At 64.7% G+C, this 23,113-nt stretch carries 17 protein-coding genes; 11 read left to right on the forward strand and 6 right to left on the reverse strand.

Features of this window, described 5'->3' with window-relative positions; genetic code table 11:
* Positions 1–238 precede the first annotated feature (238 nt).
* From JTE92_RS19130 to JTE92_RS19150, 5 genes are all read right to left on the reverse strand, one after another.
* Positions 239–1,033 carry a peptidylprolyl isomerase gene (locus tag JTE92_RS19130; RefSeq protein ID WP_063242132.1) on the reverse strand — a complete coding sequence of 265 codons (795 nt, stop codon included), beginning with the start codon at positions 1,031–1,033 and terminating at the stop codon, positions 239–241.
* A gap of 4 nt (positions 1,034–1,037) precedes the next feature.
* Positions 1,038–1,352 (reverse strand): BolA family protein, encoded by a 315-nt coding sequence (locus JTE92_RS19135; RefSeq protein ID WP_063242133.1) that lies wholly within the window; start codon positions 1,350–1,352, stop codon positions 1,038–1,040.
* A 39-nt stretch (positions 1,353–1,391) separates the two neighbouring features.
* Entirely contained in the window at positions 1,392–1,931 is a 540-nt protein-coding gene (locus JTE92_RS19140; protein ID WP_063242134.1) for a septation protein A, read from the reverse strand.
* 39 nt (positions 1,932–1,970) lie between these two features.
* Complete coding sequence (gene msrB, locus JTE92_RS19145; protein WP_063242135.1) at positions 1,971–2,435, reverse strand: peptide-methionine (R)-S-oxide reductase MsrB; 465 nt, start codon at positions 2,433–2,435, stop codon at positions 1,971–1,973.
* A gap of 135 nt (positions 2,436–2,570) precedes the next feature.
* Positions 2,571–4,142: a protein adenylyltransferase SelO gene (locus JTE92_RS19150; protein ID WP_084254818.1), complete on the reverse strand. Its 1,572-nt coding sequence runs from the start codon at positions 4,140–4,142 to the stop codon at positions 2,571–2,573.
* A gap of 454 nt (positions 4,143–4,596) precedes the next feature.
* Between JTE92_RS19150 and JTE92_RS19155 the strand changes: the two genes are divergently transcribed.
* The 7 genes from JTE92_RS19155 to JTE92_RS19185 all read left to right on the forward strand — a co-directional run bounded on the left by JTE92_RS19155 (position 4,597) and on the right by JTE92_RS19185 (position 14,294).
* Complete coding sequence (locus tag JTE92_RS19155) at positions 4,597–6,222, forward strand: 3-(methylthio)propionyl-CoA ligase (RefSeq protein WP_063242136.1); 1,626 nt, start codon at positions 4,597–4,599, stop codon at positions 6,220–6,222.
* A gap of 154 nt (positions 6,223–6,376) precedes the next feature.
* The gene (locus JTE92_RS19160) at positions 6,377–7,627 is read left to right on the forward strand and encodes a branched-chain amino acid ABC transporter substrate-binding protein (protein WP_063242137.1); all 1,251 of its coding nucleotides are present in this window, start codon (positions 6,377–6,379) and stop codon (positions 7,625–7,627) included.
* A gap of 299 nt (positions 7,628–7,926) precedes the next feature.
* Positions 7,927–8,874, forward strand: a complete 948-nt coding sequence (locus tag JTE92_RS19165; protein WP_063242138.1) for a branched-chain amino acid ABC transporter permease — start codon at positions 7,927–7,929, stop codon at positions 8,872–8,874.
* 4 nt (positions 8,875–8,878) lie between these two features.
* Positions 8,879–10,192, forward strand: coding sequence for a branched-chain amino acid ABC transporter permease (locus tag JTE92_RS19170; RefSeq protein ID WP_063242139.1), 1,314 nt, complete (start codon positions 8,879–8,881; stop codon positions 10,190–10,192).
* The gene (locus JTE92_RS19175; protein ID WP_063242140.1) at positions 10,189–10,962 is read left to right on the forward strand and encodes an ABC transporter ATP-binding protein; all 774 of its coding nucleotides are present in this window, start codon (positions 10,189–10,191) and stop codon (positions 10,960–10,962) included. Before JTE92_RS19170 ends, JTE92_RS19175 begins: the two co-directional genes overlap by 4 nt.
* Positions 10,962–11,675, forward strand: coding sequence for an ABC transporter ATP-binding protein (locus tag JTE92_RS19180; protein WP_063242141.1), 714 nt, complete (start codon positions 10,962–10,964; stop codon positions 11,673–11,675). The genes JTE92_RS19175 and JTE92_RS19180 overlap by 1 nt, the downstream gene beginning before the upstream one ends.
* A gap of 423 nt (positions 11,676–12,098) precedes the next feature.
* Positions 12,099–14,294, forward strand: coding sequence for a TonB-dependent receptor (locus JTE92_RS19185; RefSeq protein WP_198065756.1), 2,196 nt, complete (start codon positions 12,099–12,101; stop codon positions 14,292–14,294).
* Positions 14,295–15,301: 1,007 nt separating this feature from the next.
* Here JTE92_RS19185 and JTE92_RS19190 read toward each other — a convergent pair.
* Entirely contained in the window at positions 15,302–16,327 is a 1,026-nt protein-coding gene (locus tag JTE92_RS19190; protein ID WP_204620460.1) for an IS110 family RNA-guided transposase, read from the reverse strand.
* 677 nt (positions 16,328–17,004) lie between these two features.
* Here JTE92_RS19190 and JTE92_RS19195 point away from each other — a divergent pair.
* The 4 genes from JTE92_RS19195 to JTE92_RS19210 all read left to right on the forward strand — a co-directional run bounded on the left by JTE92_RS19195 (position 17,005) and on the right by JTE92_RS19210 (position 23,105).
* Positions 17,005–19,086, forward strand: a complete 2,082-nt coding sequence (locus JTE92_RS19195) for a 3-hydroxyacyl-CoA dehydrogenase NAD-binding domain-containing protein (protein WP_063241873.1) — start codon at positions 17,005–17,007, stop codon at positions 19,084–19,086.
* A 30-nt stretch (positions 19,087–19,116) separates the two neighbouring features.
* Positions 19,117–19,755 carry a bifunctional nicotinamidase/pyrazinamidase gene (pncA, locus tag JTE92_RS19200; RefSeq protein WP_063241872.1) on the forward strand — a complete coding sequence of 213 codons (639 nt, stop codon included), beginning with the start codon at positions 19,117–19,119 and terminating at the stop codon, positions 19,753–19,755.
* Between the two features lie 59 nt (positions 19,756–19,814).
* Positions 19,815–20,993 carry an acetyl-CoA C-acyltransferase gene (locus JTE92_RS19205; RefSeq protein ID WP_063241871.1) on the forward strand — a complete coding sequence of 393 codons (1,179 nt, stop codon included), beginning with the start codon at positions 19,815–19,817 and terminating at the stop codon, positions 20,991–20,993.
* Positions 20,994–21,242: 249 nt separating this feature from the next.
* On the forward strand, positions 21,243–23,105 hold the full coding sequence (locus JTE92_RS19210) for an acyl-CoA dehydrogenase (protein WP_063241870.1): 1,863 nt from the start codon (positions 21,243–21,245) through the stop codon (positions 23,103–23,105).
* The last annotated feature ends 8 nt before the right edge of the window (positions 23,106–23,113 follow it).

Raw genomic sequence — 23,113 nt, forward strand, 5'->3', positions numbered from 1 at the left:
GCCTCCTTGTACGCCACCACGGCATGCAGGATCTTCTCGGGCGCATAACGGTCACGCAGGGGAAGGTAAGGGTGGAGCTGGCGCCAGCCTGGGGCGGCGCCGTCCAAGGTCGCCCAGGCCAGCGCGCAATAACACATGCCCCGGGAAGAGAGATGCCACAGTTGCCAGTAGGGGGTGGTCGTCTCCACACGCTGCATCGTTCAACCTTGCAGAACCGGTGGGGGCGACCGGTCCGTGATTACTGGATCTTCGCCTTGTCCTTCAGCGACTTCATCATGGCCTGGAACTGCTCGCGCTGCCAGTTCTGGTCGCCCATCATCATCTGCATCAGCTGCGGCTTGACCTCTTCGAACGACGGGATCTTGGCGTCGCGCACGTCCACCAGTTCGATGATGTGCCAGCCGAACTGGGTTTTGACCGGTGTATCGGTCATCTGGCCCTTCTTCAGGCCGGTCATCGCCGCCGAGAATTCCGGCACGTAGCTGCTGCTGTTGGCCCAGTCCAGGTCGCCGCCATTGGCGGCCGAGCCCGGGTCCTTCGAGGCGGCCTTGGCCTGGTCTTCGAACTTGGCGCCGCCCTTGATCTTGGCGATGATGGCCTTGGCGTCGGCCTCCTTCTCAACCAGGATATGGCGGGCGTGATATTCCTTGCCATTGCCGAACTGCGACTTGATCTTTTCGTACTGCTTGCGCAGCTCGTCGTCGCTGGCGCCGTGGGTCTTGACGTAGTCCTCGAACACCGCGCCGGCGAGCACGTTCAGGCGTGCCTGCTCCAGTTGCTCCTGCACGTCGTCGCGCTGGGTCAGGCCGCGCTTGTTGGCTTCCTGCACGAGCAGTTCGCGGTCGATCAGCATGTCGCGGCCACGCTTGCGCAGCTCCGGATTGTCGGGCTGGCCGGTGCCGGCGATCAACTTGTCCAGCTTTGTCGACGGAATGGCCTTGCCATTCACGACGGCGGCATTCTGGGCGATGGCCGGCAGGCTGCCAGCTGCAAGCACAGCCGCCAGGCTGAACGAGAGGACGGTGGTCTTCATGGAATCAGGTCTGAGAGTTGCTGGAAGAAGCGCGCTCCTGGGCGCGCGATTGGTACTCTTGGTCGGTGTACGCACTCACGGCCAGGGCGTGGATCTGCGTGGGGAACAGACTGCGCAGCGCATCATACACCATGCGGTGTCGCGCAACCCGGCTGTGACCTGCAAAGCGCTCGCTGACGATTGTCACGTCATAATGTCCGCCGCCGGATGCGGCGCCGGCGTGTCCGGCGTGCAATGCGCTATCGTCGCGCACCGCGAGGTGGCTGGGGGCGAGCGCTTCATGCAGCAGCGCCTCGATCGTGGCGGGATTGGCTGCCATCGGTAGTTTCCTTCTCGGGAATAAGATGGTCGGGGAGCGTCAGTCCTGGCTGTTCTCAGGCATGTGGCGCGACAGCCAGACGCTCTGCGCGACGATGAAGACCAGCATCAGCCCCATGCTGCCGAACAGCTTGAAGTTGACCCAGACATCGGTGGAAAACTGGTAGGCCACGTAGAGATTCAGCACGCCCATGGCGGCGAAGAAACCGGCCCAGGCGGCATTCAGGCGCGTCCATACCGGATCGGGCAGGGTGACCTGCTTTTCCATCATGGCGCGGATCAGGTTCTTGCGCCAGACCATCACCGAGCCCAGCAGCGCCACGGCGAACATCCAGTAGAGCACGGTCGGCTTCCACTTGATGAAGGTCTCGTTGTGCAGCACCAGCGTGGCGCCGCCAAAGACCGCGATGATCAGCAGGCTGACCCACTGCATCGGCTCGACCTTGCGGTGGCGAAACCAGACCCAGCCGATCTGCACCACCGTGGCGGCAATGGCCACGGCGGTGGCGGTGTAGATGTCGGCCAGCTTGAAGGCGGCGAAAAACAGGATGACCGGGAACAGGTCGAACAGGAATTTCATGCGATACCAGGTTGTTGCCGGCGCGATGGCCGGGGCTTGTCAGCGCTGCGGGTCGCGCCGGGGCTCGTTGCCGCTGCCGGCGTCGTGGGCATGATCCGCCTCACGCTGCGCCGGGTCGCGGTCATCGAATTTTAGCGCAGCCGAGTTGATGCAATAGCGCAGGCCGGTCGGGGCCGGTCCGTCCTCGAACACATGGCCCAGATGGCTGCCGCATTCCTTGCAGCGGACTTCCACCCGCACCATGCCATGCGTGTGGTCGGCGTGTTCGGCAATGACCTCGCCGTTGATGGGACGGAAATAGCTGGGCCAGCCGCAGCCCGCGTCGAATTTCGTGGCGGACTCGAACAGCGGCGTGCCGCAGCCGACGCAATTGTAGATGCCGCGCTCCCAGTGGTCCCAGTAGCGGCCGGTGAAGGGGCGCTCGGTGGCGGCTTCGCGCGTCACGCGGTATTCGATGTCGGAGAGCTGGTCGCGCCACTCGGCGTCGGTCTTGGTGGTGGTCATTGTCGTTTCCTCATGGTCTTGCCGGGGATAATGGCCTCGGACATCTGGCCCCGGAACCTTCGTTGGTCGGCGCACTGGCGCGAACCTTACACCGTATGGCGCCGGCGTGCAGGCTCGGACACATGCGCAATCCGGTCATGACGAGCAGCTGACTTCCAGCCCGGCGGCCCAGTCGGGCGGCAGCGCGGCGTAGTGCTCCGCCTCGGGCTGCTCGTCGAAGGGGCGCGACAGCACCGCCAGCAGGCGCCCGGTTTCGCTGAAATCCTTTTCGCGCGCATGCCGGATCGCGGTCTCGGCCAGGTGGTTGCGCAGCACGTATTTGGGGTTCACCGCCAGCATTTCCAGCTCGCGCGCGGCGTCGTCCGATTGCTCCGCACGCAGCCGCGCGCGGTAGTCGGTGGCCCAGGCGTCGAAGGTGGCGCGATCCAGGAACAGGTCGCGCACCGGCGCATCGCGCGAGGCATCCTGCGACGAGATGCCGCACAGCTTGCGCCAGAACAGCGTGTAGTCGACGCGCTGACCGTGCAGCAGCTGGAACAGGCTGGTCAGCAGGGGCTCGTCAACCTTGTCATCGCCGCCGGCCGGCGGACGCAGGCCCAGCTTGGCGCGGTAGTGGCGGAAGAAGGCCGCGGCATAGCGGTCGCGGAACGGGTCGATGGCCGCGCGCGCTGCCTCAATAGCGGCATCGCGGGCGCCTTCCTTCCCGGCATCCTCCGCCGGCAGCCACAGCGGCAGCAGCGCCTGCGCCAGGCAGTGCAGGTTCCAGAACGCGACTTGCGGCTGCTGGCTGTAGGCGTAGCGGCCCTGCGTATCGGAGTGGTTGCAGATATGGTTGGCGTCGAACGCATCGAGGAAGCCAAACGGGCCATAGTCGATGGTCAGGCCCAGGATCGACATATTGTCGGTGTTCATCACGCCGTGGCAGAAGCCGATGGCCTGCCAGTGCGCGACCAGGTCGGCGGTGCGCAGCGAGACTTCGCGCAGCAGCGCCTGGTAGGGCTGGGCCTCGTCGCGCAACGCCGGCATGAAGTTGTCGATGACGAAGTCCGCCAGCTGGCGCAGCGAGGCCACGTCGTCATGCGCGGCGAAATGCTCGAAATGCCCGAAGCGGACAAAGGTCGGCGCCAGGCGCGTGACGACCGCCGAGGTCTCGATGGTTTCGCGCCGCACCGGCGCGTCCGAGCCGACGATGCTGAGTGCGCGCGTGGTCGGCACGCCCAGTGCGGCCATCGCTTCCGAACACAGGTACTCGCGGATCGATGAGCGCAGCACCGCGCGGCCATCGGCCATGCGCGAGTAGGGCGTCAGTCCGGCGCCCTTGAGCTGGATTTCCCAAGGGCCCGTGGCCGTGTCGGCCTGCGCCAGCCGGATCGCGCGGCCGTCGCCGAGTTGCCCGGCCCAGATGCCGAACTGGTGTCCGGAATAGACCGTGGCGATCGGGTCGGCCCAGTGGGGCACCTGGTTGCCGACAAAGGTCTCGACAAAGCCGGGCTCGGCACCGACGCCGGCGTCCCAGCCGAGCAGCGCCGCGGCGGCTGGCGCCACGCCGACCAGGTAGGGCGAGGGCAGGGGCGTTGGCTGCAGGCGCGTAAAGAATTTCTCGCCAAGCGTGGAGAAGCCGGGTGTGGTGGTGAAGGGTACGGCGAGCGCCGCGGCACCGCTGGTATCGGAGTCGTGCAAGGCGTTGGGCAGGGGCGTATGTGGCATCGCGAAAGAGGGCGCACGGCAAGCGCAGTCCGCGGGTCCGGGCGCGGTGCGCAGGGCGCTTCCGGGGCGGTGCAGCGCCGCATGACGCGGGCACGGGAATGCGTGGATGGCTAGGGAAAACGACATGTTGAGGTGCAACATGCCACGCAGTATTGTACGTCCTCAACGGCTCACATCTGGTGAGACCGCCAGGCACCGCGCAGTTATTTCCCTCCTTCAGTGCGCACATGAATCCGGTGCATGGATTTCGCAGAATTGCGGCCCCGATGACCACGGCTTGACTTCGGCTTCACCTCACGGCTTAAACACGGCTTAAACACGGCTTCACCCCCGGCAGTAGGGCAGTGCACAACAGAATCGCAGTAACGCTGTTTCGAGGCACGCGGACAACCGCCCAAAAATAGTACGGTTGTTCGTTTTTTGACGAATCCACCAGACTTCAGGAGGCAGTTTCATGGCATTGATGGGTCAAATGATGAGCGCGCCGCTGCTCATTTCCTCCATCATCAAGCACGCCGCCCGTTATTACGGGTCTACGGAAATCGTTTCGCGCCGCACCGAGGGCGACCTGCACCGCTATACCTACCGCGATTGCGAACTGCGCGCCCGCAAGGTGGCGCAGGCGCTCGGCGCGCTGGGCGTGCAACAGGGCGAGCGCGTCGGCACGCTGGCGTGGAACGGCTACCGCCACCTTGAGGTCTACTATGGCGTGTCGGGCATGGGCGCCGTCTGCCATACCATCAACCCGCGCCTGTTCCCCGAGCAGATCGCCTATATCGTCAACCACGCCGAAGACAGCTACGTCTTCTTCGACCTGACCTTCCTGCCGCTGGTGGAGGGTGTCGCGCCGCATTGCCCCAATGTGAAAGGCTGGGTCGCGATGACCGATCGCGCCCACATGCCGGCCGAGTCCAAGGTGCCGCTGCTGTGCTACGAGGAACTGGTCGAGGCGCAGGACGGCAACTACGAATGGCCGCAGTTCGACGAGCACCTCGCGTCGAGCCTGTGCTACACCTCGGGCACCACCGGCAATCCCAAGGGCGCGCTGTATTCGCACCGCTCCACCGTGCTGCACTCGTACGCATCGGCGCTGCCCGACGCGCTCGGCTGCTCGGCGCGCGACGTGATCCTGCCCGTGGTGCCGATGTTCCACGTCAACGCCTGGGGCCTGCCGTACTCGGTGCCGCTGGTCGGCGCCAAGCTGGTGCTCCCGGGCGCCAAGCTGGATGGCGCCTCGCTCTATGAGTTGTTCGAGCAGGAGAAGGTGACCTTTTCCGCAGGCGTGCCGACGGTGTGGCTTGGCCTGCTGCAATACGTGCAGTCGAACAAGCTGAAGTTCTCCACCTTCCGCCGCACCGTGATCGGCGGCTCGGCCGCGCCGCCGGCGATGATCCGCGCGCTCGAGGCGCTGGACGTGGACGTCATCCACGCCTGGGGCATGACCGAGATGTCGCCGCTGGGCACCTCGTGCAAGCTGCTGGCCAGGCATGAGGAGCTGTCCGATGCCGAGCGCCACAAGATCCAGGAAAAGCAGGGCCGCGTGATCTTCGGCGTCGACATGAAGATCGTCGACGGCGAAGGCAAGGAACTGCCGTGGGACGGCAAGGCCTTCGGCGACCTGATGGTGCGCGGGCCATGGATCATCGACCAGTATTACCGCAACGGCAGCAACCCGCTGGTCGACGGCTGGTTCCCGACCGGCGACGTTGCCACCATCGATGAAGACGGCTTCATGCAGATCACGGACCGCAGCAAGGACGTGATCAAGTCTGGCGGCGAATGGATTTCGTCGATCGACATCGAGAACGTCGCCGCCGCGCACCCCGCGGTGCATATGGCGGCCTGCATCTCGGCCTACCACCCCAAGTGGGACGAGCGCCCGCTGCTGGTGGTGGTGAAGAAGCCCGGCGCCGAGGTCACGCGCGAGGAACTGCTGCAGTTCTTCGAGGGCAAGGTCGCCAAGTGGTGGATCCCGGACGATGTGGCCTTTGTCACCGAGATTCCGCTGACGGCCACCGGCAAGATGCAGAAGCTCAGGCTGCGCGAGCAGTTCAAGGACTACAAGCTGCCGGCGGCCTGAGGCCGGCAGGGCAGCATCCGGTGCGCCGTGCCTGCTTGCGGCACGGCGCTGCCGGGGTCAGGCTGCATGGCGCGAACAGGAGGGCGCCACGCCGCCGGCCGCAATCAACGACTGCAATCAACGACAAGCCAACGACAAGAGTGAAGGAGACAGTATGACCAAGATGCGTCCGCTGGTGGCTGGTGTGGCCATGTTCGCCGCAATGGGTTCTGCGCTGGTTTCGGGTTCGGCACTCGCGGATACGGTGAAGATCGCCTTCATCGATCCGCTTTCGGGGCTGATGGCCCCCGTTGGGCAGAACCAGCTCAAGAGCTGGCAGTACGTGGCCGATGTGGCCAACCAGAAGGGCTGGGCCGGCGCACACAAGTTCGAGGTGGTGGGCTTCGACAACAAGCTGTCGCCGCAGGAAAGCCTGACCATCCTGAAGCAGGCGATCGACCAGAACATCCGCTATATCGTGCAGGGCAACGGCTCGTCGGTCGGGCTGGCGCTGCAGGATGCGGTGGCCAAGCACAACGAGCGCAACCCCGGCAAGGAAATCATCTACCTGAACTACGCCGCGGTGGACCCGGACATGACCAATGCCAAGTGCAACTACTGGCATTTCCGGCTCGATGCCAACTCGGACATGAAGATGGAGGCGCTGACCACCTTCCTGGCCAAGGATCCCAACGTCAAGAAGGTTTACCTGATCAACCAGAACTACTCGTTCGGGCACCAGGTGGCCAAGGCGGCCAAGGACTACCTGAAGCGCAAGCGCCCGGATATCCAGATCGTGGGTGAAGACCTGCACCCGCTGGCGCAGGTGAAGGACTTTGCGCCGTATGCGGCCAAGATCAAGGCCTCGGGCGCCGATACCGTGATCACCGGCAACTGGGGCAGCGACCTGGCGCTGCTGATCAAGGCGGGCAAGGACGCCGGCCTGGCCACCAACTACTACACCTACTACGCCGGCACCACCGGCGTGCCGACTGCCATGGGCGCGGCCGGTGCCGAGCACGTCAAGTACGTGGGCTACTACAACCCCAACAACAAGGGCTTCAAGGGGGCCGACGTCATCGAAGGCTTCAAGAAGAAGTACAACGATGATTTCTACGTGATGGCGTCCTATACCGGCATCGCCATGCTGTCCAAGGCGTTCAAGGACGCCAACTCGACCGACCCGGTCAAGGTGGCCAAGGCGCTGGAGGGCATCAAGGTCGAGAGCATGAACGGCCTGGTCGAGATGCGCAATACCGACCACCAGGCCCAGCAGCCGCTGGTGGTGGCCACCTGGACCAAGATCGACGGCAAGGACATCAAGTACGACCAGGAGAACACCGGGTACGGCTGGAAGACCAACGCGCAGATGGACCAGTACGTGTCCGCGCAGCCGACGTCCTGCCAGATGAAGCGGCCGGGCTGATCCTGTCCATGTCGGGCCGGCCACGGTTGCACGGAACGTGACAACGTGGTCGCCCGGTCTGCATACTCTCGGTCTTTCTGGGGCGCCGCGGTGAGCGTCCGGGGGCGCCATGCGCGCTGCGCCATGTGCAGAGGGACGCTCTACCTTTACCGTCATTCCCGCGCAGGCGGGAATCCAGCGTCTTCAGAAGTCACTGGGTTCCCGCCTGCGCGGGAACGACAAGGGCTCAATCCAACCGGACGGATGCCGGCCAAACGTGACTGTGGCCACTGCGGCGGCACCAGCTTGAAGGACACGCTGTGGAATTCTTTGTCATCTCCCTGCTCAACGGCATCAGCTACGGGCTGCTGCTGTTCATGCTGTCGTCGGGCCTGACCCTGATCTTCAGCATGATGGGCGTGCTCAATTTCGCGCACGCAAGCTTCTACATGCTGGGCGCGTATTTCGCCTACACCATCGCCAGCAAGGTCGGCTTCTGGCCGGCGCTGATCTTCGCGCCGCTGCTGGTCGCGGGCGCGGGCGCGCTGGTAGAGCGCTTCGGCCTGCGCACGGTGCACAAGTACGGACACGTGGCCGAGCTGCTGTTCACCTTCGGCCTGGCCTACCTGATCGAGGAGGGCGTCAAGCTGGTGTGGGGACTGGCCGCGGTGCCATACCGCATCCCGGCCGAGCTGGAAGGGCCGCTGTTCCAGGTGTTCACCTCGACGTTCCCCAAATACCGCGCCTTCATGATGCTGGTGTCGCTGGGCATGCTGGTGGCGATCTACCTGGTGCTGACGCGCACCCGCATCGGCCTGGTGATCCAGGCCGCGCTGACCCATCCGGAGATGGTCGAGGCGCTGGGCCACAACGTGCCGCGCGTGTTCATGATGGTGTTCGGCGGCGGCGCCGCGCTGGCGGGGCTGGCCGGCGTGATCGGCGGCAATGCCTTTGTCACCGAGCCGTCGATGGCGGCGGCGGTGGGGTCGATCGTGTTCGTGGTGGCGGTGGTCGGCGGCATGGGGTCGCTGGTGGGGGCCTTCATTGCGTCGATCCTGATCGGCGTGCTGCAGACCTTTGCGGTCACGATCGACGCTTCGCTCGCGGGGCTGTTGCGCAGCCTTGGCATGGCCGTCGGCGAAGCCACGCCGTTCTACGCCTTGTGGAAGCTCACGGTGGCCCAGGTGGCGCCGGTGCTGCCGTACCTGTTGCTGGTGGTGATGCTGATCTTCCGCCCGCGTGGACTGATGGGAACCCGGGAGAGCTGACACCATGGAACAAGCGATGCAACAACCGCGCGGGCCGGCGGCGACCGGCCGCACCCTGCGCTACCGCCCGCTGAACCTGGCGCGCTGGGTGATCTGGAGCCTGACCATCCTCACCATGCTGGTGCTGCCGCTGGTGTTTACCGGGGGCTTCGCCATCACGCTGATGTCGCAGATGGGCATCATGATCATCTTCGCGCTGTCGTACAACATGCTGCTCGGGCAGACCGGCATGCTGTCGTTCGGCCACGCGGTGTATTCCGGGCTGGGCGCCTTCATTGCCGTGCACGTGCTGAACATGGTCGGCGCCGGCACGGCATGGCTGCCGGTGTCGATGCTGCCGCTGGTGGGCGGGCTGGCCGGCGCGTTCTTCGGCGTGATCTTCGGCTATGTCACCACCAAGAAGGCCGGCACCACCTTTGCCATGATCACCATGGGCATTGGCGAGATGGTGTTCGCCAGCTCGCTGATGTTCCCCGAGTTCTTTGGCGGCGAGGGCGGCATCTCCACCAACCGCGTGGTCGGCGACCCGTTCCTGGGCATCACCTTCGGCCCCGGGCGACAGGTCTACTACCTGATCGCGGTGTGGTGCCTGGTGTCGATGGTGGCCATGTACGCGTGGACGCAGACGCCGCTGGGCCGTATCGCCAACGCGGTGCGCGACAACCCCGAGCGGGTCGAGTTCATCGGCTACAACACCCAGCGCGTGCGCTACCTGGTGCTGGTGCTGTCGGCGTTCTTCGCCGGGATTTCCGGCGCGCTGGCGGCAATCAACTTCGAGATCGTCTCGGCCGAGAACGTCAGCGCGGTGCGCTCCGGTGGCGTGCTGCTGGCGGTATTCATCGGCGGCGCCGGCGTGTTCTTCGGGCCGATTATCGGCGCGGTGGTGTTCATGCTGTTCGCCGTGGCCTTGTCGGACCTGACCAAGGCGTGGCTGCTGTACCTGGGCCTGTTCTTCGTGCTGATGGTGATGTTCGTGCCGGGCGGCCTGGCCAGCCTGCTGCTGATGCAACTGCCGCTGGCGGCGAAGGGCAAGCTGCGCCGCATGCTGCCGTCCTATGCCAAGGCCGGCGCGGCCGGCGTGGTGCTGCTGCTGGCGATGATCGTGACGGTCGAGCTGGTCTACAAGGTGCAGGTCGACAGCGCCAATGGCACGGCCATGAAGCTGTTCGGTGTCGGCTTCGATGCCGCAACGTGGGCGCCATGGCTGGTGGCGGCGGTGCTGTGGGCGGTGGGGCTGGCCGCATGGCGGCTGACGGTGCGCGCGTCGCGCGCCGAATGGGACAAGGTGCAGGCGGAAATCGCGGGAGGCACGGCATGACGGCGGCACTGGAACTGACCGAGGTACGCAAGAAATTCGGCCAGACGGAGATCATCCGCGGCGTGAACCTGAGCATCCCGAAGGGCGAGCGCCACGCGCTGATCGGGCCCAACGGGGCGGGCAAGTCCACCACCTTCAACCTGATCTCGGGCCGCTTTGCGCCCACCAGCGGCACGGTGCGCCTGAACGGGCAGGAGATCGGCGGGCTGCAGCCGTTCGTGATCAACCGCATGGGGCTGTCGCGCAGCTTCCAGATCACCAATATCTTCCACCGGCTGTCGGTGTTCGAGAACCTGCGCTGCGCGGTGCTGTGGTCGCTCGGGTACAAATACTCGTTCTGGCACCGGCTGACGGGCTTGCGCGATGCGCGCGAGCGGGCCGACGAGGTGCTGGAGCTGATCGGCATGCAGCACCGGCGCAATACGCAGGCGGGCCTGCTGACCTATGCCGAGCAGCGCGCACTGGAGATCGGCATCACCATCGCCGGCGGTGCCGAGGTGATCCTGCTGGACGAGCCCACCGCGGGCATGAGCCGCTCCGAGTCCGACCATGCGGTCGAGCTGATCCGCAAGGTCACCGTGGGCAAGACGCTGGTGATGGTGGAGCACGACATGAGCGTGGTATTCGGGCTGGCTGACCGGATTTCGGTGCTGGTCTACGGCGAGGTGATCGCGACCGATACCCCGCAGGCGATCCGCAGCAACCGCAAGGTCAAGGAAGCCTACCTGGGAACCACGCTGGACGAAGACACTACCGAAGGAGTGCACTGATGGGCAAGCGGATGCTGGAAGTCACGGGCCTGCATGCCTACTACGGCAAGAGCCATATCCTGCATGGTGTCGATGCGCATATCGGTGAAGGCGAGATCGTCGCGCTGCTGGGGCGCAATGGCGTCGGGCGCTCGACCATGGCCAAGGCCATCCTCGGCATGGTCAAGGCAGAGGGCTCGGTGAAGTTCCGCGGCGAGGAGATCCTGGGACGGCGCACGTTCGAGATCGCGCACCTCGGCATCGGCTATGTGCCGGAGAACCGGGATATCTTCCCGACGCTGACGGTGCGGCAGAACCTGCTGCTGGGCGAGAAGCGCAATCCGCGGCAGCCCAGGCCGCGCTGGTCGGTGGAGGACATGTTCAACATGTTCCCCCGGCTCAGGGAGCGCGAGAACACCGCCGCGGGCGTGTTGTCCGGCGGCGAGCAGCAGATGCTGACGCTGTGCCGCACGCTGATGGGCGATCCGGACCTGGTGCTGATCGACGAGCCCACCGAAGGACTGGCGCCGATGATCGTGGCGCTGGTGGGGGACTACCTGAAGACGCTGAAGGAGCGGGGCGTTTCCGTGCTGCTGATCGAGCAGAAGCTGGCGATCGCGCTGGATATCTCGCAGCGGGTCTACGTCATGGGCCATGGGCATATCGTGTTCGAGGGGACGCCCGGCGAGCTCAAGGCGAATTCCCAGATCCGGAAGGAGTGGCTGGAGGTATAGCGCTGTCCTTGGCTGCTGGCGGGAGGGGGTGGGCGGCGTCGGCGTCACTTTAAGCTGCTGTAGCACCTCGCGGCGCAGTCGCTGCTTCATGCGCCGCCCCCTTCGCTCGGTTGAATCCTCAACTTCAGGCTGCTGACAAGTCTCTTTGTAACACTGTTGTAAATTTGCCTTAATTCCGAACTAGGAATGATTCGCATTTGTACTTCGATTCCTACATCCCTATAATCGCCCGCCGGGGATGGATGACTTGATTCACGGGCGACAGCGGTAGCGCTCCCTTGGGCTTGTCTTCATTGACCACGCTTGTTCGCGTCAAGAACTACAAGACAACACAGGGAAGGCAAGACCGTGAAAGGAAACCAGAAGTCGTTTGAATTGACCCCGCTCGCCGCTGCACTGGCAGGTGCGGTTGCCGCGTTTGCCATGCAGGGTGCGTCGGCGCAGGAGAGCCAGCCTGCCGCCGCCCCCACCGGCCAGGCTGCGCCGGTGACGCTGGAACGGGTCACCGTGACCGGCAAGCGCGAGGACGGCTACAAGGTGGAAGAGGCGCAGTCGCCCAAGTTCACCGCGCCGCTGCTCGATACGCCCAAGTCCGTGACCGTGGTGCCAGCCGAGGTGATCCAGCAATCCGGGTCCAACTCCCTGCAGGACGCGCTGCGCACCACGCCGGGCATCACCTTCGGCGCCGGCGAAGGCGGCAACCCGATCGGCGACCGTCCTTTCATCCGCGGTTTTGACTCGATGTCGAGCATCTATGTCGACGGCGTGCGCGACACCGCTTCGCAGACCCGCGACACCTTCAACATCGAGAACATCGAAGTCATCAAGGGCCCGAGTTCGGCGTTTGGCGGCAAGGGCTCGGCGGGCGGCATGATCAATATCGTGTCGAAGCTGCCCCAGGCGGAGAACTTCGCGCAGGGCTCGATCGGCGTGGGCACGGATTCTTACTTCCGCGCCACGGCCGACGGCAACTACGTGATCAATGACAATACCGCCGTGCGCCTGAACGCGCTGGGCTATACCGCCAACGTGCCGGGCCGCGACGAAGTCGACCAGAACTCGTGGGGCTTTGCGCCGTCGGTGACGTTCGGCATGAAGTCCGATACGAAGGTCACGCTGTCGTACTACCATCTGCAAGGCAACGGCATGCCGGACTACAGCATTCCGTATTCGCGTCCGGCCAGCCAGTCGACCAAGGCCAACCCGTCGCAGCCCGTAAACGTTGACCGCAACAACTTCTACGGCCTGACCGCTCGCGATTTCCAGAAGACGCAGAGCGATATCGCCACGGCCACGGTCCAGCATGATTTCCGCAACGGCCTGGTGTTCAGCAACACCACGCGCTGGGGCCGCGCGACCAACGACTACGTCGTCACCAACCCCGACGACAGCCGCGGCAATGTGCCGCGCGGCTTTGTCTGGCGCAATACCAAGAACCGCGACTCCGCCACCGAGACGCTGACCAACCAGACCGACCTGACCGCCAAGTTCGAGACCGGCAGCCTCAAGCACAGCGTGCTGTTCGGCTTCGAATTCAGCCGCGACGATACCGACAACACGCCGTACAACGTCGTCTCGGCCAACCCTGCCGCCGCTGCCGGCACCTGCAACGCATCGCTGGTAGCCAGCTTCGACTGTACGCCGCTGGCCAATCCGAACCCGAATGACCCGTGGCGCGGCAGCATCACCAAGATGCCGTTCACCACCACCACCACCACCAACACGCGCTCGGTCTACCTGTTCGATACGGTAGAGATCACCAAGCAGTGGATGGTCAACGGTGGCGTTCGCTACGACAGCTACGACACGCACGCCTTCGCCAACGCCTATACCAACCCGAATACCGGGGCCGCCGTGGCGCAGCTCGATATTCGCAACAAGTCGAATTTCTTCAACTACCAGGCTGGCGTGGTCTACAAGCCGGTCGAGTTCGGCAGCATCTACGTGTCGTACGGCACCTCGTCGACGCCGCCAGGTTCGACCAACGGTGATGGCGCCGACAACATCACGGCGGCGCAGCGCAACCTGGAGCCGGAAACCGCACGCTCGGTGGAAATCGGCACCAAGTGGGATCTGTTGGCCAAGCGCCTGTCGCTGACCGGTGCGATCTTCCAGATCGAGAAGAACAATGCGCGCGTGGCGGTTGATGCCAACACGACGGTCAATGCGGGCAAGCAGCGCGTCAAGGGCTTCGAGCTGGGCTTTGCCGGCAACCTGACCGACAAGTGGGGCCTGTTCGGGGGCTATACGTACCTGAACAGCGAACTGATCGACAACGGCCCGCAGGCTGCCAACGCGGCCAACAACGGCAACCAGTTCCCCAATACGCCCAAGAGCAGCTTCAGCCTGTGGACTACCTACCAGGTGCTGCCGGCGCTGACGGTTGGTGGTGGTGCTTACTACGTCGACAAGGTCTATGCCAACCCGGCCAACTCGCTGTATGTGCCGTCTTACTGGCGCTTTGACCTGATGGCGGCTTACCGCGTCAACAAGAACCTGTCGTTGCAGCTGAACGTGCAGAACCTGTTTGACAAGACCTACTACACCAAGGCGCATAACCACTATGGTGCGCTGGGTGCTGGGCGGTTTGGGATGTTGACGGCTAACTTCAAGTTCTAAGCTGTTTTTTTGTGATTGGCCGTGCGGCCCGTTTTCCCGGGGTGGGGAGGCGGGTCGTTTTTGTTGGCTTGTTGGCTTGTTGGCCGTTGAAGCGTCGCTGTCGCGGTTGGTGACATGCTGTCGGCCGTTGAAGCGCCTGGTTCCGCCCTCCTGGGCGGGTCACTTTTTGGCCGAGCGCCAAAAAGTAACCAAAAAGCGCGTCGCCTGAGCGGCTGGCTATCAAGTTGGCGGTGTGGGTGGTTCGGGCGGTGGTGATTTCCGTTCGATGTGGGTAGTGGTTCGAAGCTGCTACGCCAGGTGAGTTTGGGATCGTGGCTGCGTTAATCCACTATTGGACGATCCCCATGCCGGGCGTAGGCCGCCTGCTGCATGCCATATCGGTGGGACGCCTTCGGCTGCGCTACGCGCCGGCCCGAACGTGGCAGCGCGACCGATCTCGTCCTGGCCATCGCCGTCGCCGCCCAGCGAGCGAAGCGATGCGGGTTCGTGCCGGGGCGCCTCACCCGCGAGACTGAGCCGCGCGTAGCGCAGCCGTAGGCGATGATGCGATACCGCAGGGAGCAGGCGGCCTACGCCCCTCCTGGGGATGGTTCAAAAGTCGGGATTCGCCAGGCACCCACACTCACTCACCTGGCGTAGCAGGCTGGCATCGCGACCACGCCTCACTGAGACCAAAATCGCAATCTAACCAGAAGCGCCAAATTGGCTCAGCCAGCCGCAGGCGACGCGCTTTTTGGTTACTTATATGAACGCGCCCCGGTTTGCAAGGTAACGCCAACATCAGGCTTGGACAGGATTGGCTGCAGACTTATATCCGGCCTTGCGATGCAGGCCATGCCTGCGGGCCCTGATGGATTTCACCGGGAGTGTCCCTATCTTTTTGCCGTGCTTTGAGCACCAGTAACCAATTGAGCTTGCACTCCCGCGGTCCAACCTGTTTTGCCATCACGCTGACATTACCGTCGCAACCTGTGGACGGGTTCCTTCCTTGCTAGCTCAGCCTGCCGTCAGGCAGGCCTGATCGAGACGTAGTCTCGGTCATAGGCCCGATCGTGGGTCAACAGGGCCCAGATGGTACGCACCGTCTTGTTGGCCAAGGCAACCGCCGCGACGTTCTTCGGCCGTCGCTGCGCGAGCAGCAGGCTCCAGCCCGGCTGGTTCTTTCTGCGCAGGTGACTCAGCACGACCCGAGCGCCATGAATCAGCAAGGTGCGCAGGTAGGGGTCGCCGCGTTTGCTGATGCCGCTCAGCCAGACCTTGCCGCCGGTGCCGGTCTGTTTGGGCACCAGGCCAAGATACGCCGCCAGTTGCCGCCCGGACTTGAAGGTGCGCGCGTCGCCAATGGTGGCGACCATGGCCGTGGCGGTCAGCATGCCGATGCCAGGAATGGCCAGAATCGTTTTGCAGGCCCGATTCTGCCGACCCCAGGCATCAATGCGTTGATCCAGGCGAGCTATCTCTCGATCGAGCCCTTCGATGCTTTGCAATTGCTCATGCACGAACTCGAACAGCAGGGGCGGCACGCCCCGTTCGATTTCGTCCATCCCTTGTACGATTTCCTTCAGGCCAGCTCGTAGCCCGGGACGGATCCGGATCCCGAATTCGAACAACATGCCGCGCAGCTGGTTGACCAGCATGGTGCGCATCTTCACGCGCAGTTGGCGCATGGCGTGCAGGCCGAGCACACATTGTTGGGACTCGGTCTTTGCTGCCACGACCGGCATGCCCGGCTGCTGGACTGCGGTCCAGATAGCACGGGCGTCGGCCGCATCGGTCTTGTTCGTCTGCACGAACGGTCGCACGTACCGGGCGTGCAGCAGCACCGGCTCATGACCCAAGGCTCGCACTTGGCGGGCCCACCAGTGCGCACTGCCACACGCCTCCAGCGCGATGCGTCCAGGCTCGCGATTCGCGAGGAACTCCAGCAGCTTGGACCGACTGAAGCGACGATTGAAACACTTGCCCGAAGGCTCGACCCAATAGAGCTGGAAGACAGTCTTTGCAATGTCCAGACCGTAAGTCGTAGTATTCATCTCGGGTCCCTCCATCCTCGCGTGGTTGGTCACACTCCCACTCTGGCACATCGATGCCGTTTCGTGAGGGGGGGGCCCGCCTACCCTGTCACGTTTCCCGGATGCATAACCGACTACCGGCACCTTTGATCGCAGGCCGGGGCGCGTTCATTCCATCTTTTTGGCGCTCGGCCAAAAAGTGACCCGCCCAGGAGGGCGGAACCAGGCGGTTCAACGGCCGACAGCATGTCACCAACAGCGACAGGCCAGCGCTTCAACGGCCAACAGCATGTCACCAACAGCGACAGGCCAACGCTTCAACGGCCAACAGCATGTCACCCGCAGCCCCCCAGCCCCCAACCCCCAAATCCCATCCTAATCTAGAGCCACCCCTCACCCCATTCACCAATGTGCCTGATGCGCCATCAGCAAACGGTCTCCCGCACGCCCAAGCTCCAGCCTCCATGCACCACGCTACAGGCCGAAATTCGCCCCACGCATGCCACACAGAAACCCGTGAAATTGAAATTGAACGACCGTGCTATTTTGTGTATGCTTGTTTCGCCCAAGCCCCGGAAGGCTTGTGGCAAGCGGTAACCGCGGCGGGTTAACCCTGTGCCAATCACCCCTGCACCCAGCAGCAAAACAATAATTCGAGAATTCGAATCCCGAGACAAACTTTTGTAAAAGGAACCAGCATGACAGCGCAGTATCAGGTTCAGGACGGCGTAGCCGTCATCACGCTCGACAATCCCCCTGTCAACGGCCTGGGTCACAGCACCCGTCTTGGCATCGTCGAAGGCATGACCCGTGCGCTGGACGATGCCGCCGTCAAGGCCATCGTCATCACCGGCGCCGGCAAGGCATTCTCGGGCGGCGCCGATATCCGTGAATTCAATACCCCCAAGGCCATGCAGGAGCCGACGCTGCACTCGGTGATCCGCGTGCTGGAAGCGTCGTCCAAGCCGGTGGTCGCCGCCGTGCACTCGGTCGCCATGGGCGGCGGCCTGGAACTGGCGCTGGGCTGCAACTACCGCGTGGCGTCCAAAGGCGCGCAGATCGCGCTGCCGGAAGTGAAGCTGGGCCTGCTGCCCGGCGCCGGCGGCACGCAGCGCCTGCCGCGCGTGATCGGCCTGGAAGCTGCCGCCAACATGATCGTGTCGGGCACGCCGGTGCTGTCTGAAAAGTTTGCCGGCACCAAGCTGTTCGATGAAATCGTCGAGGGTGACGTGCTGCCCGCGGCAGTCAAGTTCGCGCAGAACGTCGGCGCCGCCAGCGGCCCGCACCCGAAGGTGCGCGACCTGAAGGTGCGCCACGAGAACCCCGAAGGCTACCTCGGCTTTGCCCGCAACACCGTGGCCGCGATGGCCAAGAACTTCCCGGCGCCGCTGAAGTGCCTGGAAGCGGTGGCCGGCTCGCTCAAGCCGTTCGAGCAGGGCCTGAAGGAAGAGCGCGAGGGCTTCCTGTTCCTGGTGACCACGCCGGAATCGCGCGCGCTGCGCCATGCCTTCTTTGGCGAGCGTGCCGCCAGCAAGATCCCCGACGTGCCCGAAGGCACCCCGGTGCGCAAGATCGAGAAGGTTGCCGTGATCGGCGCCGGCACCATGGGCGGCGGCATCAGCATGAACTTCCTGAATGCGGGCATTCCGGTCACCATCCTGGAAACCAAGCAGGAAGCGCTGGACCGCGGTGTCGGCATCATCCGCAAGAACTACGAGAACAGCGCCAAGAAGGGCAAGCTCACGCAGGAGAAGGTCGAGCAGCGCATGGGCCTGCTGAGCACCACGCTGTCCTATGACGACATCAAGGACGCCGACATGGTCATCGAGGCCGTGTTCGAGGAAATGGGCGTCAAGGAAATCGTCTTCAAGAAGCTGGACGAAGTGATGAAGCAGGGCGCGATCCTGGCTTCGAACACCTCCACGCTCGACGTGAACAAGATCGCCTCGTTCACCAAGCGTCCGCAGGACGTGGTCGGCATGCACTTCTTCAGCCCGGCCAACGTGATGAAGCTGCTCGAAGTGGTGCGCGGCGAGAAGACCGGCAAGGACGTGCTGGCCACGGTCATGCAGATCGGCAAGAAGATCAAGAAGACCGCGGTGGTGTCGGGCGTGTGCGATGGCTTTATCGGCAACCGCATGATCGAGCAGTACAGCCGCCAGGCCGGCTACCTGCTGGACGAAGGCGCGCTGCCGGAGCAGGTCGACAAGGCCATCGAGAAGTTCGGCTTTGCCATGGGCCCGTTCCGCATGGGCGACCTGGCCGGCAACGACATCGGCTGGGCCATCCGCAAGCGCCGCGCCGTGGACAAGCCGGACATCCAGTACTCCAAGACCGCCGACCTGCTGTGCGAGATGGGCCGTTACGGCCAGAAGACCGGCGCGGGCTGGTACGACTACAAGGCGGGCGACCGCAAGCCGTACCCGAACCAGCAGGTCAACGACATGATCGTGCAGCACTCCAAGGACTTGGGGCTGACGCGCCGCAAGATCTCTGACGAAGAGATCGTCGAGCGCCTGGTGTTCGCCTTGGTCAACGAAGGCGCCAAGATCCTGGAAGAAGGCATTGCTTCCAAGGCCTCGGATATCGACATGGTGTACCTGACCGGTTACGGCTTCCCGCTGTTCCGTGGCGGCCCGATGCTGTACGCCGATCAGGTCGGCCTCTACAACGTGGCGCTGGCCATGAAGAAGTACGCCAAGGGCTACCACGGCGAAGCCTGGCAGGTCGCGCCGCTGCTGCAGAAGCTGGCGGACGAAGGCAAGGGCTTCAACGGTTAATTTGCCAAGAGGGTTCAGCCAGGAGCGGCCATGAACACCATCATCGGACCGGACGATTGCCTGCTGGTGATCGACGTGCAGAACGACTTCATGCCGGGCGGCGCGCTTGCCGTGCCCAACGGCGATGAAGTGGTGCCCGTCATCAACCGGCTGGCGCGCGCGTTCGGGCATGTGGTGGTGACGCAGGACTGGCATCCGGCCGCGCACGTCTCGTTCGCGGCCAACCATGCCGGCACGCAGCCGTTCCAGATGCTCACGCTGCCGTATGGCGAGCAGGTGCTGTGGCCGGTGCACTGCGTGCAGGACACGCCCGGCGCAGCGCTGCATGCGGGCCTGCACGTGCCGCACGCGCGGCTGGTGATCCGCAAGGGCCACCACGCCGACGTGGACAGCTACTCCGCCTTCCTTGAAGCGGACCGCACCACGCGCACCGGGCTGGCCGGCTACCTGCGCGAGCATGGCGTCAGGCGCGTGTTCTGCGCCGGGCTGGCGACGGACTATTGCGTGGCCTGGAGCGCGCTCGATGCGCGCGCTGCGGGCTTCGAGGCCGCGGTGATCGAGGATGCGTGCCGTGCCATCGACCTGCAAGGGTCGCTGGCCAGGGCATGGCAGGACCTCGGCGCCGCCGGCGTCGCGCGCGTGATGTCCGCGGATGTGCTGAACGGCTGAAGGGCCAGGGCTGAACCGAACCACCGAACTGAACGACACAAGATTCCGAGGAGTAACACATGAACGAAGCAGTCATCGTATCCACCGCACGGACCGGCCTGGCCAAGAGCTGGAAGGGCGCCTTCAACATGACTCACGGCGCCACGCTGGGCGGTCACGCCGTGCAGCACGCCATCGCCCGCGCCAAGATCGACGCCGCGGAGGTGGAAGACGTGCTGATGGGCTGCGCCAACCCGGAAGGCGCCACCGGCGCCAATATCGCGCGCCAGATCGCGCTGCGCGCCGGCTGCCCGGTCACCGTGCCCGGTGCCACCGTCAACCGCTTCTGCTCGTCGGGCCTGCAGACCATCGCCATGGCCGCGCAGCGCGTGATCGCCGATGAGGGCGACATCTTCGTCGCCGGCGGCGTGGAGTCCATCTCCTGCGTGCAGCAGGAAATGAACCGCCACATGATCCAGGAAAGCTGGCTGGTCAAGAACAAGCCGGAAATCTACTGGAACATGCTGCAGACCGCCGAGAACGTGGCCAAGCGCTACAACATCTCGAAGGATCGCCAGGACGAATACGGCGTGCGCAGCCAGCAACGCGCCGCCGCCGCGCAGGAAGCCGGCAAGTTCAAGGACGAGATCGTGCCGATCACGGTGCTCGCCGGCGTCGCCGACAAGTCCACCGGTCAGCTGGTGACGAAGGAAGTCACCCTCGACCGTGACGAAGGCATCCGTGCCGACACCACGCTGGAAGGCGTGGCCAAGATCCGCAGCGCGGTGCCGGGTGGCGTGATCACCGCCGGCAATGCCTCGCAGTTCTCGGACGGCGCATCGGCGGCCGTGGTGATGAACGCGCGCGTGGCCGAGGCCAAGGGCCTGCAGCCGCTGGGCGTGTTCCGCGGCTTTGCCGTCGCGGGTTGCGAGCCGGACGAGATGGGCATCGGTCCCGTCTTCGCGGTGCCCAAGCTGCTGAAGAAGGCCGGCCTGAAGGTCGACGACATCGGCCTGTGGGAGCTGAACGAAGCCTTCGCAGTGCAGGTGCTGTACTGCGCCGACAAGCTCGGCATCCCAATGGACCGCCTCAACGTCAACGGCGGTGCCATCGCGGTGGGCCACCCGTACGGCGTGTCGGGCGCGCGCCTGGTCGGCCATGCGCTGATCGAAGGCAAGCGCCGCGGCGTGAAGTACGTGGTGGTGACCATGTGCATCGGCGGCGGCCAGGGCGCGGCTGGGTTGTTCGAGGTGCTGTAATTGCCAGCAACGCCGGCACGCTGCTGGTTTGCTCCCCTCTCCCGCTCGCGGGAGAGGGGCAGGGGGTGAGGGCAGGCGGTGGCATACCGCCGGCCTGGACTTCGTAGTACCTCCCGGCCCTCACCCCAACCCTCTCCCGCAAGCGGGAGAGGGAGCACCCACGCGGTGTATTCCAGGGTTGCGGCGGTTCGGGCAAGAAAGCTACATGAATTCGCGAGCGCCCCACGCAGTGCGCCGCCTGGAGACACCATGTCGATGATCCTTTCCCGTCGCGACCTGAACTTCATTCTGTACGAATGGCTCAAGGTCGACGAGCTGACCCGCATTCCGCGCTACGCTGACCACTCGCGCGAGACCTTCGATGCCGCGCTGGACACCTGCGAGAAGATCGCCACCGACCTGTTCGCGCCGCACAACAAGAAGAACGACCAGCACGAACCCGAATTCGACGGCGAGACCGTCAGCATCATCCCCGAGGTCAGCACCGCGCTGAAGGCCTTTTGCGAGGCCGGCCTGATGGCCGCCGGCCAGGACTACGAGCTGGGCGGCATGCAGCTGCCGGTGGTGGTGGAGAAAGCCGGCTTCGCCTATTTCAAGGGCGCCAACGTCGGCACCAGCTCCTACCCGTTCCTGACCATCGGCAACGCCAATCTGCTGCTGGCGCACGGCACGCCGGCGCAGGTCGAGACCTTCGTCAAGCCGGAGATGGAAGGGCGCTTCTTCGGCACCATGTGCCTGTCGGAGCCGCAGGCCGGCTCGTCGCTGTCGGATATCACGACGCGCGCCGAGTATGAGGGCGAATCGCCGCTGGGCGCGCAATACCGCCTGCGCGGCAACAAGATGTGGATTTCCGCGGGCGAGCACGAGCTGTCGGACAACATCGTCCACCTGGTGCTGGCCAAGATCCCCGGCCCGGACGGCAAGCTGATCCCGGGCGTGAAGGGCATCTCCCTGTTCATCGTGCCCAAGTACCTGGTCAACGACGACGGCTCGCTGGGCGAGCACAACGACGTGGTGCTGGCCGGCCTGAACCACAAGATGGGCTATCGCGGCACCACCAACTGCCTGCTGAATTTCGGCGAGGGCATGAAGTACAAGCCGGGCGGCAGGGCCGGTGCGATCGGCTACCTGGTGGGCGAGCCGCACAAGGGCCTGGCCTGCATGTTCCACATGATGAATGAGGCGCGCATCGGCGTGGGCCTGGGCGCGGTGATGCTCGGCTATACCGGCTACCTGCACGCGCTGGACTATGCGCGCAACCGTCCGCAAGGCCGCCCCGTCGGCCCCGGCGGCAAGGACGCCGCCAGCCCGCAGGTGAAGCTGGTCGAGCACGCCGATATCCGCCGCATGCTGCTGGCTCAGAAGAGCTATGTCGAGGGCGGCCTGGCGCTGAACCTGTATTGCGCGCGGCTGGTGGACGAGGAAGAAGCCGCTGCCGCCGCGGGCGACCAGGAAGCGCATGCGCGCCTGGCGCTGCTGCTCGACATCCTGACCCCGATCGCCAAAAGCTGGCCGTCGCAATGGTGCCTGGAGGCCAACAACCTTGCGATCCAGGTGCATGGCGGCTATGGCTACACCCGCGAATACAACGTCGAGCAGTTCTACCGCGACAACCGCCTGAACCCCATCCATGAAGGCACGCACGGCATCCAGGGCCTGGACCTGCTGGGCCGCAAGGTGGTGATGAAGGATGGCGCCGCGTTCAGGCTGCTTGGCGAGCGCGTGCAGGCCGCCATCGGCCGCGCGCTGGCCGCGGACGACGCCGAACTGGCGCAACAGGCGCGCGCGCTTGGCGCCGCAACCAAGCGCCTGGCCGACGTGACCCAGACGCTGTGGAGCGCCGGCGATTCGAACGTGACGCTGGCCAATGCCTCGGTCTACCTGGAAGCCTTCGGGCACGTGGTGGTCGCGTGGATCTGGCTGGAGCAGGCGCTGCTGGCGCAGGCCGCGCTGGCGCAGGCGAGCGGCAAGGAGGACCAGGACTTCTATCGCGGCAAGCTGGCCGCGGCGGCGTACTTCTTCCGCTTCGAATTGCCCAGGGTCGGCCCTCAGCTCGACCTGCTGGCATCGCTCGACCGCACCACGCTGGACATGCAGGACGCTTGGTTCTGACCGCTGAC

This window comes from Cupriavidus oxalaticus (genome assembly GCF_016894385.1).
GTDB lineage: Bacteria > Pseudomonadota > Gammaproteobacteria > Burkholderiales > Burkholderiaceae > Cupriavidus > Cupriavidus oxalaticus.

What these genes read in the sequence shown, in the direction of transcription:
- JTE92_RS19130 (WP_063242132.1), bottom strand. Translation starts at nt 1,033, where the DNA reads ATGAAGACCACCGTCCTCTCGTTCAGCCTGGCGGCTGTGCTTGCAGCT.
- JTE92_RS19135 (WP_063242133.1), bottom strand. Translation starts at nt 1,352, where the DNA reads ATGGCAGCCAATCCCGCCACGATCGAGGCGCTGCTGCATGAAGCGCTC.
- JTE92_RS19140 (WP_063242134.1), bottom strand. Translation starts at nt 1,931, where the DNA reads ATGAAATTCCTGTTCGACCTGTTCCCGGTCATCCTGTTTTTCGCCGCC.
- msrB (WP_063242135.1), bottom strand. Translation starts at nt 2,435, where the DNA reads ATGACCACCACCAAGACCGACGCCGAGTGGCGCGACCAGCTCTCCGAC.
- JTE92_RS19150 (WP_084254818.1), bottom strand. Translation starts at nt 4,142, where the DNA reads ATGCCACATACGCCCCTGCCCAACGCCTTGCACGACTCCGATACCAGC.
- JTE92_RS19155 (WP_063242136.1), top strand. Translation starts at nt 4,597, where the DNA reads ATGGCATTGATGGGTCAAATGATGAGCGCGCCGCTGCTCATTTCCTCC.
- JTE92_RS19160 (WP_063242137.1), top strand. Translation starts at nt 6,377, where the DNA reads ATGACCAAGATGCGTCCGCTGGTGGCTGGTGTGGCCATGTTCGCCGCA.
- JTE92_RS19170 (WP_063242139.1), top strand. Translation starts at nt 8,879, where the DNA reads ATGGAACAAGCGATGCAACAACCGCGCGGGCCGGCGGCGACCGGCCGC.
- JTE92_RS19175 (WP_063242140.1), top strand. Translation starts at nt 10,189, where the DNA reads ATGACGGCGGCACTGGAACTGACCGAGGTACGCAAGAAATTCGGCCAG.
- JTE92_RS19180 (WP_063242141.1), top strand. Translation starts at nt 10,962, where the DNA reads ATGGGCAAGCGGATGCTGGAAGTCACGGGCCTGCATGCCTACTACGGC.
- JTE92_RS19185 (WP_198065756.1), top strand. Translation starts at nt 12,099, where the DNA reads ATGCAGGGTGCGTCGGCGCAGGAGAGCCAGCCTGCCGCCGCCCCCACC.
- JTE92_RS19190 (WP_204620460.1), bottom strand. Translation starts at nt 16,327, where the DNA reads ATGAATACTACGACTTACGGTCTGGACATTGCAAAGACTGTCTTCCAG.
- JTE92_RS19195 (WP_063241873.1), top strand. Translation starts at nt 17,005, where the DNA reads ATGACAGCGCAGTATCAGGTTCAGGACGGCGTAGCCGTCATCACGCTC.
- pncA (WP_063241872.1), top strand. Translation starts at nt 19,117, where the DNA reads ATGAACACCATCATCGGACCGGACGATTGCCTGCTGGTGATCGACGTG.
- JTE92_RS19205 (WP_063241871.1), top strand. Translation starts at nt 19,815, where the DNA reads ATGAACGAAGCAGTCATCGTATCCACCGCACGGACCGGCCTGGCCAAG.
- JTE92_RS19210 (WP_063241870.1), top strand. Translation starts at nt 21,243, where the DNA reads ATGTCGATGATCCTTTCCCGTCGCGACCTGAACTTCATTCTGTACGAA.